Genomic DNA, 13,501 nt, shown 5'->3' on the forward strand with positions numbered 1-13,501 from the left:
TGGCAGCAAATCGCTGCCGAGGAGAATCTGCATGCCAGGACGCAACCCTGCCGAGCCACCTGAAAGGCTCCCCCCGGACCCCCAAGACGCCGATGCGCCTGCGGGCAGCTCCACGGCGATCATTCGGCCGACCGTGTGGTTTATCGCGCTGGTCATCTGCATGTTCGTCGGCATTGAAGGCTGGCGCGCCTGGCGGGACTACCAACAGGCCTTCGCCTCGGCCAACGATTCGGTGACCAACCTGGTACGGGCCACCGCCCAGCATGCTGAGGACGCCATCCGCCAGGTCGATGCCCTTACCGATGCACTGGGTGAGCGTATCGAGGGTGACGGCCTGGCGAATCTGGATGTCGTGCGTATCCACGGGCTGCTGGTTCAGCAAGCCAGGATCATGCCTCAGCTCGACGGCCTGTTCGTGTACGGCCCGAATGGCCAATGGATAGTGACCGACAAAACGGCCACCCCCCCCGGCGTCAACAACGCCGACCGAGACTATTTCATCTATCACCGTACTCACACCGATAGACGCGTGCGCATCGGCGAGGTCATCACCAGCCGCTCCACGGGCGAGCTGATCATCCCTGTCTCGCGGCGCCTGGACAATCCCGACGGCTCGTTTGCAGGGGTACTGCTGGGCACCCTCAAGGTCCGTTATTTCGTCGACTACTACGGCGACTTCAAGATCGATGACAAAGGCACGCTGGTGCTTGCCTTGCGCAGCGGCCGAATATTGGTCAGGCGCCCGTTCGTCAATGGCGTCACCGAGAAAAGCCTGGCCGAGGGCGACGTCTTCAAGCGCTACCTGCCGACCTCCGACACCGGGACGGTGGAAACCAAGGCCATTGTCGATGGTACCGAGCGGCTTTACGGCTACAGGGCCCTGTCCAGTTATCCGCTGGTGGCCGAAGCGGGCCTGTCGCGCGACTCCATCATCGGGCCGTGGCGCCAGGATGTGATCAAGACCAGCATGTATTCACTGGTGTTGATCGCCGGACTGCTGGTGTTTGGGCTGATTCTGATCAAACAGCTGCGCAAGCGCATCAGCGCGGAAGACGACCTGCGCCGCGCCCACCTGGCGATGCGGGAAATGGCCCTGACGGACAGCCTGACCGGCCTGGGCAACCGGCGCAAACTGGACATGGTCTTGAGCCAGGAAATCAGCCGCGCCAGACGCGAAGGCGCGGCCGTCGCGCTGATCATGCTCGACGTCGATTACTTCAAGCGCTTCAACGACATGTACGGGCATGCGGCGGGTGACGATTGCTTGCGCAGCATCGCCGGCGCCATTGGGCGAACACTCAAAAGGCCCGCTGACCTGGCGGTGCGCTACGGCGGCGAGGAATTCTGCGTGCTGCTGCCTAATACCAGCAGCGAGGGCGCCAACCGGCTGGCCGAAGAAATCCTCGACGCGATCCGCGAATTGAACATCGAACACCGCGACCACCCGCTCGGTTTCGTCACAGTCAGTGCAGGCATTGGTACCTGTTTGCCGACCTCCGACGATGTCACCGCGGGTGGCCTTATCAAGGCCGCCGATGCCTTCATGTACCTGGCAAAGAACAGCGGACGAAACCGCTGGCATTCAGCGATAGGCAACAGCACGCTGGAAGTGTTCGTGCGCCCGCGCAACCGGGGCTGATCCGGCGAGGCTGTGCCCGGCACGCTTGCAGCGCGCCGGCCCAGCCTGCGGCGCCACGTTCGGCAACGTCAGGACGCAGGTCGGATCAACTGTTGCAGGTGCGAGAGGATCGAAGCCGCGTCGTAGGGTTTGCGCACCACCGGAGCGTGCTTCAAGTGACTGGGGATGCTGATGCTGTCGCCGTAGCCGGTGGCGAACAGGAACGGGATGTTGCGCCGTGCCAGTTCTTCGGCCACGGCAATCGAGGTCCCCGTGCCCAGATTGACATCCAGCACCGCGACATCGGGCCTGCGCTGAGCGAGCACCCTGGTGGTCTCGGCCTCGGAGCTGGTGGTAAGCACATCGTCGACGCCCGCACCGGCCAGAATCTGCTCGAGCCCGACCGCGATGACCAACTGGTCCTCGAGGATCATCACGCAGGCATCGGCCAGATCGCTGAAATCCTCGCCCAGTTGAGCGATCTCCACTGCCGAGCTCACGGCCTCCAGCGGTTCAGCCACCGTGAGGTGCCGAGCCGGAATCCTGAAGAACCCCTGCATGCCGTCCGGCAGGTACTCGACCGTGCTGGTCCCGCCAAGGTCGAAGGGGATGCTGCGATCGATCAGCACCGAGCCGAAGCCGCTTCGGCTCGGTGGGCGAACCGTCGGGCCGCCGCTCTCAAGCCAGGCGATGTCACAGGCGCCGCCAGCGTCGATCGTCCACTTGATCGAGAGCTTGCCGCCGGCCCGCGACAACGCGCCGTACTTCGCGGCGTTGGTTGCCAATTCGTGCAGCACCAACGCCATGACCGAATAGGCACGGGCATCGAGCACCACGTTCGGCCCGGTCAGCTCTATGGTGCTGGACGGCGCGCGATAAGGCAGCAGTTCGGCGTCCAGCAACGCCAACAGCCCGCCGCCGCCGTCGCCCCGCACGACTTGATCGTGGGCCAGCGACAGCGCCTGGATGCGCCCCTTCAGGGTGGCCACGTAGCCGTTGAGCGTTTGCCCTTCGGCGGTGGGATGGGCCACCAGCGCACCGATGAGCGCGAGGATATTCTTGACCCGATGGTTGAGCTCTTCGTTGAGCATGCGCTGGCGCACGTCTGCCTTCGCGCGTTCGCTGGCCAGCAGTTCGCTGTTGTGCAGCGCCACCTCGACGATCGCGGCGCGGATAGCTTCGCCGAACTGGCGGTCCTGCTCGGTCCAGGGCAATGACTGCTGGTGCACCGTCTCCTTCCAGATCGCAAAGCTCTTGCGCGGGGTCAGGCGTTCGCCCAGCGGGCCGCTATCGTAGGTCTTGTGCGGATCGCCGGCCCAGTCGAGGGTCTCGACCACCTCCTTGCGGAACAGCAGCAGGTAATCCCTGGGGTGCTGCGACATCGGAATGACCAACATGCCCGAGACGTCGACGGCGTAGTCGGCGGCAGGGACATGGACCATCGACAGGCGATTGGACGCCCAGGTCCGGCCCTCTGCTACGCCCTCGGCGAAGCGCAGCAAATCCGGCATCGCCCCCTTGGGCGGCGTCAATTGTTCCGCGCTCCAGCGGCCATCCAGCGCCATGCCGATGCCATCGCATGGGATCAGCGCTTTGAAGTCCGCCAGCCGCGAACGCAAGAATTCTTCGATATCCATGGCATGGCTGGCGTCGCGCAGCAAGGCGTCGAGCACCTGCCGAGCGTGGGCGGCGTACTCCAGCGCTTGCCGGGCGCGCAGGGTCTCGATGTGCAGCGAGATAAATTCGCCGAACATCTCGGCGGCAACCCTCTGACCCATGGTCAGCGCCCGTGGTCCGTAATGGTGGCAGGCGATCAGCCCCCACAGCACGCCGTTGACGATGATCGAGATCGACATCGAGGCGCCCACGCCCATATTGCTCAGGTACTCGCAGTGCACCGGCGAAACGCTGCGCAGGTGAGCGTAGGACAGGTCCAGTGGTTCGCCTGACAAGTCCAGTACGGGCACGATTGGCGTGGTGCCGAGCGAGATGTCCGAGATGACCCGAATAGGGTTGCGCAGATACAGCGCACGCGCCTGCTGGGGGATATCGGAGCCTGGGAAATACTGCCCCAGAAAGCTTTCGAGATCGCCGCGCTTGGACTCGGCAATCACCTTGCCGGCGCCGTCCGGCCCAAGCTGGTAGATCATCACCCGGTCGTAGCCGAGCATGGCCCGGGCGAAACGCGCCGCATCGCGAAACAGCTTGTCGGTATGGTCGATCTCGCGAACCTGGGCGATCACGGTGCGGGCGAGCTCGATCGGCTCGGCGACGCTGGCGCCGCACGGCTCGAATTCGATGACGACGGTGCCTTTGAACAGATGGGCGGCGACGTCGAACGCCTGCCCCGACGCGAGCATTACCGCGAACGTCAATGCCGGCCGGGACGCCTCCTTGGTGCGTGCCAGTGAATTGCGCAGGGTATGAGCGACCTCCTCGCCGAGCAACTCGTCCAGGCGCCGACCATTCACGTCACTCGGCAGGCCCAGCATGTCCGCTGCATTGGCCGAATGGCGCAGGACGATACTCGCCGAGGCGTCGCAAGCGAGCAGGCAACCGTGTGACTGGATACTGCCGGGGATCTGGATCGGCTCGCGATCACAGTTGGTCAGATTGACGTGCGTTTCAGAAGTCATTGGCCCTGCCGACTGACAAAAGACCGGCTGCCTGAATGACCGCCGAGGATATTAGGACCTGCAAAGGCCACATTCTATCCACTCGCGCCGCGGGTTCCTACTCCGCGCCCCACTGAACAGCGCCTTTACTTTATTTTCGATCACTACCGTACAGTCAATTTCTCCCAATCTTGCGCATTGATCACACCCAATAGTTTCAACTTTCCATCGCCCCCGAGGGTTGCCGCCAAGGTGCTGGTGTATTCGGAGACGCTGGCATGGGGGAAGCCCATTTGCGCTTCGAGGTCGCTGATGCAACCGCTGTGCGTCACCAGCACCAGATTGCGGCCGGCGACCTTGCGGGCGCCGATATCCGCAGCCATTTGGCTGCCACACTCGTGTAACCAGGCCTGCTCGGTGCCGGGGCCGTTGAACATTGCCTGCGCCGTCTGGGCCGTGCGGGTCAGCGGGCTGGTAAGGACATCGCTGTTGCTCATGCCCAGCGTAGCCAAGGCCGCGCCCACGCGACCGGCCTCCTCGCGCCCTGGCACGGTAATACCGTCGGCTGGCCCCAGGCAGGTATTGCTGGAGCGATCACAGCGTTCTGCATGCCTGATCAGGACCACGATGTTGCCGGCCTGCCACTGCGCCTTGAACGTACTTGCCTCGCGCTGGGCGGGATCATTCAGCGCCAGTGGGGACAACGGCAATGCGGCAAAACCGGCTACCAGCGCGCCGATAAACAGTATCAGTAGCAACAGCCCGAATGTTTTTATATACCCCGCGCGTGGGCGCAGGGTTTTTAGGGGGCGTAATGGCGGACGACTGACAACTCTCATGCGGCGTGGCCCCGAGTGTTCGATAAACTTTATGTAGTGGAGTGTTCAGCACCATGTGGAATGCCGAGCACGCACAAACTACCTGGAGGAGTAGTTCATGGGCCCGGAAGATAGAAATAACGGGATGGGGCGTCGGTGAAAGCCGTGTCAAATATTTGTTGAGACAGACACGACTTCAAGTCCTCGGTGAGGAGCTCGGGAAAAGTCTCGTGATTGCCGGCATCGTGGTCGCTACCGAACACTCATCAATAATGATGACCAAAACCCTTGTCCAGTGCCCAAGGCATCACTCGGTAACGAGCGTTCCTGCCTGGTACTGCTCGTCCGTCACTGGCTCCATCCAATCGGTGTTCTTGCCGTCGATGGTCTCGGTCACGGCTAAGTGCGACATCGCCGTGGTCGCCGCCGCGCCATGCCAATGGCGCTTGCCACAAGCGCAGGTCACCAGGTCGCCCGCGCGGATTTCGGTGCGCGGGCCGCCTTCGCATTGCGTCCAACCCACTCCGGTCAGGATAACCAGCACTTGGCCCTGAGGGTGTGCATGCCAGAAAGTCCGCGCGCCGGGCTCGAAGGTCACAATGGCGCCGGTCGCCTGGCCCGGCGCTTCCAGCTGGAAGGCGTTGTCGATACGTACGGAACCGGTAAACCAGTTTTCCGGGCCCTTGATCGAGGGTTTGGTACCGCTGCGGATGATGGTCTGGCCTGGATTGCTCATTGGATGCTCTCTATTGCGTAGGGTTTGGTCACGTGAACCGGACCAATCAAATACCGCTGCAGGCAATTTAGTCCCTTGGAGACTGTGGCACTAGATGGCAAAATCGGCACAGACTAATCCACAGGTGCATCAATGCCCATCCCTGATCTCAACCACCTCGTTGCCTTGCTGACGGTCGCCCGTGCGCGCAGCTTCACCAAGGCCGCCGCACAGCTGGGCGTTTCCCAGTCATCGCTGAGCAGGACAGTCACGGCACTCGAAACCCAACTCGGCATGCTCCTGCTTACCCGCACCACCCGCAGCGTTTCCACCACCGAAGCGGGCCAGCGCCTGCTCGACTCGGTTGCGCCCAAGCTTGAAGAAATCGAAGCCGAGTTGCTGGCCGTGGCCGAGTTGCGCGAAAGACCGATCGGCACCGTGCGCATTACCGCCACCGACTATTCCGCGAACCAATATGTATGGCCCAGGCTGCAAGGCTTGCTGCGCGAGCACCCCGAGTTGCGTATCGAACTGATCAATGACTACGGCTTGTCGAACATCGTCGCGGAGCGGTTCGATATCGGGATTCGTCTGGGCGATCAGGTAGAAAAGGACATGATCGCGGTGCGCATCGCGCCGGACGAAACCATGGCGATCGTCGGATCACCGGCTTACCTGCGTGAACGCCCGGCACCGCAATCGCCCCATGATCTGACGGCGCACAACTGCATCAACTTGAGGCTACCGACCAAAGACGCCCTGATGGCCTGGGAACTGAGCAAGGGCAGGCAAAGCATCGAAGTGAAGGTCCGCGGCCAACTGGTGTTCAACAATTCCTATCAGATGCTCGATGCGGCGTTGCAAGGTTTCGGCCTGGCCTACCTGCCCCAATCCCTTGTTGAAGCCCATGTACAGGCAGGGCGACTGAGCTGGGTACTGGAAGACTGGTTTCCGACGTTCACCGGGACTCATGCCTACTACGCGACGCGCCGGCATTCGTCGATGGCCGTGCGGCTGGTGATCGCGGCGTTGCGTGGCACAGGCTATTGACGCGCTTCAGACGATGGCTACGAAACTTATTAGTCCACGTACCGTTTGCGCCCTGCCAGCACCGCCCCCCTGCAGGCACGGCGCTGCCAGCAAGACCATGACCATGGCGGTCGGCAATGCCTGTTCCAGCCCCAGACGGCAGTTCAGCCAAGGTGCCGACATCCATGCCCAAGCTCAGCAACCACGCAAACGCTCAATGATATCCGCCGTAGTCGTCACCTCGCCGAACTCATAAGCGATGGTGGTCAACGAGAGGCGCTGAATTTCGTCCGCACTGATCGCGCCGAAACCCAGGTCGGGATAATCCATGGCGGCGTTGGCATCGCTCAAGGCGATCATCTTGTATTCGCGGTGCACGCCGTCGCGAATGGTGGTTTCGCAACAGACGTTGGTGACAGTGCCGCATACCACCAGGGTGTCGATGTCGCGCGCGCGCAGGATGGTGTCCAGGTCGGTATTGTGAAAGCCGCTGTAGAAGAGCTTGTCGACAATGATGTCCGCGGGGGCCGGCTTGAGGGCGTCGATCACTTCCACATCCGGATCGCCGCGCGCGAGGATCTCGTCGACATTGGGATACAGATCGCGCATGCGCCCGGTATCGGCACCATCGCCGCGCACGATGTGGCGCAGATAGATGACCGTCAGCCCTTGCTCCCGTGCAGCGGCCAACAGTGCCTGAATCGGCGCGATGATGCGCGCCGTGTTTTTCACGTACAAGGCGCCTGCGGGCTCGCAGAAAACCTTCTGCATATCGACGACGATAACCGCGGTGCGCCGAGGGTTTACCTTCCATTTGACCAGCGGTTTGCTCACGGGGCGGTTCCTTTCTCAATGACCACGACAGCAAGTCGAGGGGGTGTCAGGGATGTCTTCAGCTTCAATAAACACCCTGTATCGAACGCCGAGAACCTCATACCGCACTCTCCCGGCGCGGGGGTTCACAGAGCGTCTCGCGTTGTTCATGCAGGGGCGAGATCAGCGACAGATCATCACGGATGCAGGCCGTGGCGTGCTCGGGGCCGATCAGGCGCAGCGCCGGTCGCGCCTGACTGCACGCGGGTAGCACATAAGGGCAGCGGGTGTGAAAGGCGCATCCGGAGGGCGGTGAAATCGGGCTGGGAATATCGCCCTGCAAAACGATGCGCTGGCGCCGCTGCCCTGGGTTCGGCATGGGGATCGCCGACATCAGCGCCTCGGTATAGGGATGACGCGGGCGGCTGAACAGCTCGCGGGTGGGTGCCACTTCAACGATGCGGCCCAGGTACATCACCGCCACGCGGTCGGCGATATGCCCGACCACGGCCAGGTCATGGGTGACGAACAGCATCGTCAGGTTCATTTGCTGGCGGATGCGCGAAAACAGATTGAGCACCTGCGCCTGCACCGACACGTCGAGCGCCGACACGGGCTCATCGGCCATGATGAATTCGGGCTCGAGGGTCAAGGCGCGGGCGATGCCGATGCGCTGGCGCTGGCCACCGGAAAACTCGTGGGGATAGCGGTCCAGGTACTGCGCCGGCAAGCCCACGGTGTGCAGCGCCTCTTCGGCCTTGTGGCGGCGTCCCTGGGCGTCCAGGTCCTTGGCGTGAAAACGCAGCGGCATGGCGAGAATCTCGCCAATGGTCATGCGCGGGTTCAGCGAGCCATAAGGGTCCTGGAAGACCATCTGCATGCGCTTGCGATAGGGTTTCAGCAAACGGTCGTTGAAGGGCGTGATTTCGGTATTGTCGAAGACCACATGCCCATCCGTCGGTGGATCGAGCATCATGAGGCTGCGCCCCAGGGTGCTTTTGCCCGAGCCGCTCTCACCGACCAGCCCCAACACCTCACCTCGGGCGATGGACAGGTCGACGCCATCCACGGCGCGCACCAGATTGTCATCGCGCCCACGGCTGTTGACGAACAGTTTCTTGCGCACCGGGAAGTACTTTTTCAGGCCAATGGCCTCGATCAAGGGCGGCTGTTTCATCTAACGCCTCCTTGGGCGAACTCGATGCCGGCAGGCAACTCCTGCCAGCGTACACACCGCAGTTGGTGACCCTGCTCTACCTCCTCGAACACCGGCGCCTGGGTATCGCAACGTCCGGCGATGCTGAAAGCGCACCGTGGATGGAACGCGCACCCGCTGGGCGGCGCCGACGGGTCGGGGACAAAGCCCGGGATCGTCCCCAGCTCGCCCTGCCCCAGCCCGGCGTGTTCGAAGCGCGGTACGGCGGCCAGCAAGCCTCGGGTATAGGGCATGCGCGGCGATGCGAGCACCTGAGTGACACTGCCCTGCTCGACGATACGCCCGGCATACATGACCATCACGCGGTCGGCGATTTCCGCCACCACCCCGAAATTGTGGGTGATGAACAAGATCGCCATGCCATTCTTTTTTTGCAGCGTGCGCAACAGATCAAGGATCTGCGCTTGCACCGTGACGTCCAGCGCCGTGGTCGGCTCGTCGGCGATCAGCACGTCGGGCTCCATGGCCAGGGCAATGGCGATCATCACCCGCTGGCGCATGCCGCCGGACAGTTCATGGGGGAAGCTCTCCATGCGCCGCGCAGGCTCCGAGATCCCCACCTGCTCCAGCAAGGCCAACGCTCGGGCTCGCGCCTGGGCCTTGTCCAGGTGCTCGTGAAAACGAATGGCCTCGGCGATCTGATCGCCGATCCTGTGCACCGGGTTCAGCGAGGTCAACGGCTCCTGAAAGACCATCGCCACTCGGTTGCCGCGCACATGGCGCATCTGCTGTTCGCTCATCGCCACCAGATCGATCGGATGGCCGTTGCTGTCAGCCACCACGGCGCTGCCTTCGATGCGCGTCCTGGGCGCTGCCGCTAGCAGTTTCATCATCGCCAGGCTGGTCACACTCTTGCCCGAACCGCTCTCGCCGACCAGAGCCAAGGTCTCGCCGGCGCGGATGCTGAAGTTGATATCGTGCACCACCGGCACATAACCGCTGCCCCGCCGAAAGGCGACGCTGAGATGGCTGACGACGATCTTTTCGTCTGCGTTCATTTCAGGTCGCTCCTGCCGTCCAGCGCATCGCGCAGGCCGTCACCGATAAAGTTGAAGCTGGTCACCGCCAGGGTGATCGCCAGGCCGGGAATGATCGCCAGCCACGGCGCTTTGCCCAGGTACTGTTGCGCGGCGTTGAGCATGTTGCCCCAGCTCGGCAGCGGCGGCTGAATGCCATAGCCGAGAAAGCTGATGTAGGCCTCCAGCAGAATCGCGTTGGCGATGGTCAGGGTCGCCGCGACGATGATCGGGCCGATGGCGTTCGGTACCAGTTCACGAAACATGATCCACCGATTACTGGCCCCCACCATGCGCGCCGCCAGGGTGAAATCACGCTCGCGCAACGAACGAATCTCGGCCTCGACGATGCGCGAGATTTCCATCCAGCTGGTCACCGCGATGATCAGTGTGATCATCAACGGGCTGGGCTTGATGAAGGCGGCCAGCACCAGCACCAGAAACACGCTGGGAAACGACAGAAAGGCATCGACGAAACGCATCAGCGTCGCGCCGATCCAGCCTCGATAGTAACCGGCAACCACGCCGATCAGGGTGCCGATCACGGTGCTGATCAGCATTGCGAAAAACCCCACGGTCAGGGAGATCCGCCCGGCGTTGAGCAAGCGCGCCGCCGTATCGCGACCCAGCGCGTCGGTGCCCAGATAATGGCTGCCCGTCAGCGGCGGCGAGAAGCGGTTGCGGATGTCGATGGACAGGTCGTTGTAGTGCAAAAGAGCGGGCCCGAATACGCAGGCGAGCACCAGCAGGGTGATCATCACCACGCCCAGCACCGCCAGTTTATGGCGCATGAAACGCGCCAGCGTCGGGTTGCTCAGCCAGCTCAGGCGTGCAGACGAGCGCAGATACGTGGCAGTGGTCATGTGCAGTGCTCCCTTAACCTTAACCGAGTCGGACGCGGGGATCGGCGACACCCACCAGCAGATCGGCAAGCAGGTTGCCGAGCAGAACGAGGATGGCCGAAAACATCAGAATGCCCATGATCACCGGGTAATCGCTATACCCCAGGCTGTCGAGAAACAAGCGGCCCATGCCCGGCCAGGTGAACACCGTTTCAGTCACCAGCGCCCCGCCCAGAATGGTCGGGATCTGCAACCCGGCAAGGGTGATCATCGGCAGCAGCGCGTTGCGGATCACGTGATGGGTGAGGACCCGCCGGTACGGCAAGCCTTTGGCCCGCGCGGTACGCACGAAGTCCTGATCGATGACATCCAGGGTGGCCGAGCGCATGTAGCGGCTCCAGATCGCAACGTTGACCAGCGCCAGGACGGCCACGGGCAAAATCAGATGGATCGCGTAGTCGCCCACCGACTGGTCGCCGATGGTGTACATGTTGCCCGCCGGCAACCAGCCCAGGTGCAATGAAAACAAAAAGATCGCCACCAGCCCGAACCAGAACGTCGGAATCGACAACGCCACCATCGCCCCCACCGTGGCCAGCGTGTCGAATACCGAATAGCGCCGCACCGCGCCAAGCACTCCGACCCAGGTGCCGACGATGACCGACAGCACCGTGGCCGTGCCCATCAACAGCAGCGTGGCCGGCAGATGACCGGCGATCACGCTGAGCACCGGCCTGCCATCGCGAAACGAGTGGCCCCAGTCGCCGATGAACAGGCGCGAGAACCACTCGACGTACTGCACCATCAGCGGCCGATCGAGGCCCATCTGCGCGGCGATACGATCAAGTTCGGCCTGGCTCATGCCAGGGTTGAGAGCGAACTGCGACATCGGTCCGCCGGGTGCCAGGTTGAGCACCACAAAGCCGATCAGTGACACCAGCACCAGTACGATTGCGCTCTGGCCCAGGCGGTTGAGGATGTATCGAGGCATGGCGTGTTCCTTCTGAAAGCAGAACCACACCCAGCGAACGTGCCGGGCGCTGAGGGGCGATCAGGTCCAGGACCAGGTGTTCACGTTCCACGGTTCGATGCGCAGGTTGATGTTGCCGGCAAAGCCTTTGAGCTTCGATTTGTAGCCACGCACATAGGTGTACTGGAACAGCGGCAGGATCGGCAGGTCTGCACGGATGATGTCCTGCACCTGCACGTACACTGCCTTGCGCTGCGCCACGTCCTGCAAGGAAGCGCCTTGGGCGAGCAACTCATCGACCTTGGCGTTGCTGTACTGCGTGGTGTTCTGCCCGGCGCCGCCCTTGGCGCTGATCGAGGTCGAGCCGAAGTAATCGCGGGTATCCGGATCGGCGCCGGTGAGGAAATTGATGCCCACCACCACCGAGTCGAATTTGGACTGCATCCAGTAGTCACCCCACATGACCGCTGGCGGCAGGTTGGCAATCTTCATCTCGACGCCGATGGACAGCCACGTTTGCTGGATGAACTGCTGCGCCTGCTCGCGGATCTGGTTGCCGGCGGTGGTCGAGTTGGTAAAGGACAGGCGCACCCCGGCCTTCTCCCGAATACCCCCGGCGCCGGGCTTCCAGCCAGCCTGGTCGAGGATCTTGTTGGCTTCGTCGATATTGAAACTCTGCTTGGGCAGGTTGGGGTTGTAGTACGCCGATTGCTGCGGCATGTAGGTTTCGGTGGGCAGCACCAGGCCGTAGTAAAGCTCGTCGATGATGGTTTTCTTGTCGATGGCCAGGTACAGCGCCTTGCGCACCGCCGGGTCCTTGAACTGCGGGCGCTCCATGTTCAACGCCAGGGATTCGACCGTCGCCACCGGCAGAATCACTACATTGCGCTCGGCCAGGCCCTTGGCTTCTTCATAGTGATCCGGGGAGATGCCTTGCATGGCGGTGACGTCGATATCACCGGTCTTGAACTGGGTATAGAGCACGGTCAGGTCAGGGATGTACTTGAAAATCACGCTGTCGATCTGCGCCACGGTGCCGTAGTAATCCGGGTTGGCCTTGAGCTGGATATGATCGCCGGCCACGCGGCTGGCCCATTTGAACGGCCCGGTGCCGATGGGCGCATTGTTGAAGGGCGCACTGTTGACGTCTTTGGCGGCCGACAGCACGTGTTTGGGCACCATGAACGTCCAGGACAGAATCGACGCGTAAGGAGCGTAGGATTTTTCCATGCGCCAGTGGATTTCTTCGGGCGAAACCACGGTGATATCGCGGACCAGATCATGCCCGGCGCGCCGGCCGCTGCGGAATGTCGGCGACACGATCAGCTCCAGGGTGTATTTCACATCCTCGGCGGTAAAGGGCGTGCCATCGTGCCATTTGACGTCGTTGCGCAGCTTGACCTTCCACTGCAAGCCATCGGCCGAAATGCCGCCATTGGCCACGGTCGGGACTTCCACCGCCAGGGCCGGTACGAACTCGCCACTCGGGGAAATCCCGAACAGCGGATCGAACACATTCCAGTGAATGCCTTCATCCACCTCGATGTGTGGCATGTGCGGGTTGAAGACAGTTGGCTCCTGCGACAGCCCGATGATCACTTGCCCGCTCGCCGTGGGTTGCATGGCCGCAAAGGACTGGCCAGAGCGCCCGAGCGGCAACATCGTGCCGGCGGCACCGATAATGGCCATCGCCAGCGCCTGGCGCCGCGTAGGGTTGAGCAGGCTGTGGCGGTTTTCCGAATCATCGCGCTGCGACATGCTGAAGCTCCTGTAAACAATGAAGGCAGGTGGCTTGCGCCTGAAGTCGTCGTAACCGATGAAACCTGGCTCGTTCTGGCGAGCTTCTAGG

12 protein-coding genes are annotated in these 13,501 nt (G+C 62.4%); 2 read left to right on the forward strand and 10 right to left on the reverse strand.

Features of this window, described 5'->3' with window-relative positions; all coding sequences use genetic code 11:
• Nucleotides 1–31 precede the first annotated feature (31 nt).
• Complete coding sequence (locus tag LIX93_RS15135; RefSeq protein WP_226504868.1) at nt 32–1,639, forward strand: sensor domain-containing diguanylate cyclase; 1,608 nt, start codon at nt 32–34, stop codon at nt 1,637–1,639.
• Nucleotides 1,640–1,707: 68 nt separating this feature from the next.
• Here the strand turns inward: LIX93_RS15135 and LIX93_RS15140 are convergent, their stop codons facing one another.
• The 3 genes from LIX93_RS15140 to LIX93_RS15150 all read right to left on the reverse strand — a co-directional run bounded on the left by LIX93_RS15140 (nt 1,708) and on the right by LIX93_RS15150 (nt 5,787).
• Nucleotides 1,708–4,254 (reverse strand): HWE histidine kinase domain-containing protein, encoded by a 2,547-nt coding sequence (locus LIX93_RS15140; RefSeq protein ID WP_226504869.1) that lies wholly within the window; start codon nt 4,252–4,254, stop codon nt 1,708–1,710.
• A gap of 143 nt (nt 4,255–4,397) precedes the next feature.
• The gene (locus LIX93_RS15145; RefSeq protein ID WP_226504870.1) at nt 4,398–4,991 is read right to left on the reverse strand and encodes a histidine phosphatase family protein; all 594 of its coding nucleotides are present in this window, start codon (nt 4,989–4,991) and stop codon (nt 4,398–4,400) included.
• A 367-nt stretch (nt 4,992–5,358) separates the two neighbouring features.
• Complete coding sequence (locus LIX93_RS15150) at nt 5,359–5,787, reverse strand: cupin domain-containing protein (protein WP_226504871.1); 429 nt, start codon at nt 5,785–5,787, stop codon at nt 5,359–5,361.
• Between the two features lie 132 nt (nt 5,788–5,919).
• Between LIX93_RS15150 and LIX93_RS15155 the strand changes: the two genes are divergently transcribed.
• Entirely contained in the window at nt 5,920–6,816 is an 897-nt protein-coding gene (locus LIX93_RS15155; protein ID WP_226504872.1) for a LysR family transcriptional regulator, read from the forward strand.
• Nucleotides 6,817–6,822: 6 nt separating this feature from the next.
• Here the strand turns inward: LIX93_RS15155 and LIX93_RS15160 are convergent, their stop codons facing one another.
• The 7 genes from LIX93_RS15160 to LIX93_RS15190 all read right to left on the reverse strand — a co-directional run bounded on the left by LIX93_RS15160 (nt 6,823) and on the right by LIX93_RS15190 (nt 13,410).
• On the reverse strand, nt 6,823–6,978 hold the full coding sequence (locus tag LIX93_RS15160) for a hypothetical protein (protein WP_226504873.1): 156 nt from the start codon (nt 6,976–6,978) through the stop codon (nt 6,823–6,825).
• A 12-nt stretch (nt 6,979–6,990) separates the two neighbouring features.
• Nucleotides 6,991–7,629, reverse strand: a complete 639-nt coding sequence (locus tag LIX93_RS15165) for an isochorismatase family cysteine hydrolase (protein WP_226504874.1) — start codon at nt 7,627–7,629, stop codon at nt 6,991–6,993.
• Between the two features lie 97 nt (nt 7,630–7,726).
• Nucleotides 7,727–8,785 (reverse strand): oligopeptide/dipeptide ABC transporter ATP-binding protein, encoded by a 1,059-nt coding sequence (locus tag LIX93_RS15170; RefSeq protein ID WP_226504875.1) that lies wholly within the window; start codon nt 8,783–8,785, stop codon nt 7,727–7,729.
• On the reverse strand, nt 8,782–9,822 hold the full coding sequence (locus tag LIX93_RS15175) for an ABC transporter ATP-binding protein (protein WP_226504876.1): 1,041 nt from the start codon (nt 9,820–9,822) through the stop codon (nt 8,782–8,784). The genes LIX93_RS15170 and LIX93_RS15175 overlap by 4 nt, the downstream gene beginning before the upstream one ends.
• Nucleotides 9,819–10,703, reverse strand: a complete 885-nt coding sequence (locus LIX93_RS15180) for an ABC transporter permease (protein ID WP_226504877.1) — start codon at nt 10,701–10,703, stop codon at nt 9,819–9,821. The genes LIX93_RS15175 and LIX93_RS15180 overlap by 4 nt, the downstream gene beginning before the upstream one ends.
• A gap of 19 nt (nt 10,704–10,722) precedes the next feature.
• Nucleotides 10,723–11,673, reverse strand: a complete 951-nt coding sequence (locus tag LIX93_RS15185; protein WP_226504878.1) for an ABC transporter permease — start codon at nt 11,671–11,673, stop codon at nt 10,723–10,725.
• Nucleotides 11,674–11,733: 60 nt separating this feature from the next.
• Nucleotides 11,734–13,410, reverse strand: a complete 1,677-nt coding sequence (locus tag LIX93_RS15190; protein WP_226504879.1) for a peptide ABC transporter substrate-binding protein — start codon at nt 13,408–13,410, stop codon at nt 11,734–11,736.
• Between the last annotated feature and the right edge of the window lie 91 nt (nt 13,411–13,501).

Origin of the sequence: Pseudomonas sp. MWU16-30317 (assembly GCF_020515695.1) — a bacterium.
Taxonomy (GTDB): domain Bacteria; phylum Pseudomonadota; class Gammaproteobacteria; order Pseudomonadales; family Pseudomonadaceae; genus Aquipseudomonas.

Excerpts from the sequence above, each read along its gene's own strand:
- LIX93_RS15135 (WP_226504868.1), top strand. The coding sequence starts at position 32 with ATGCCAGGACGCAACCCTGCCGAGCCACCTGAAAGGCTCCCCCCGGAC.
- LIX93_RS15140 (WP_226504869.1), bottom strand. The coding sequence starts at position 4,254 with ATGACTTCTGAAACGCACGTCAATCTGACCAACTGTGATCGCGAGCCG.
- LIX93_RS15150 (WP_226504871.1), bottom strand. The coding sequence starts at position 5,787 with ATGAGCAATCCAGGCCAGACCATCATCCGCAGCGGTACCAAACCCTCG.
- LIX93_RS15155 (WP_226504872.1), top strand. The coding sequence starts at position 5,920 with ATGCCCATCCCTGATCTCAACCACCTCGTTGCCTTGCTGACGGTCGCC.
- LIX93_RS15160 (WP_226504873.1), bottom strand. The coding sequence starts at position 6,978 with ATGTCGGCACCTTGGCTGAACTGCCGTCTGGGGCTGGAACAGGCATTG.
- LIX93_RS15170 (WP_226504875.1), bottom strand. The coding sequence starts at position 8,785 with ATGAAACAGCCGCCCTTGATCGAGGCCATTGGCCTGAAAAAGTACTTC.
- LIX93_RS15175 (WP_226504876.1), bottom strand. The coding sequence starts at position 9,822 with ATGAACGCAGACGAAAAGATCGTCGTCAGCCATCTCAGCGTCGCCTTT.
- LIX93_RS15180 (WP_226504877.1), bottom strand. The coding sequence starts at position 10,703 with ATGACCACTGCCACGTATCTGCGCTCGTCTGCACGCCTGAGCTGGCTG.
- LIX93_RS15185 (WP_226504878.1), bottom strand. The coding sequence starts at position 11,673 with ATGCCTCGATACATCCTCAACCGCCTGGGCCAGAGCGCAATCGTACTG.
- LIX93_RS15190 (WP_226504879.1), bottom strand. The coding sequence starts at position 13,410 with ATGTCGCAGCGCGATGATTCGGAAAACCGCCACAGCCTGCTCAACCCT.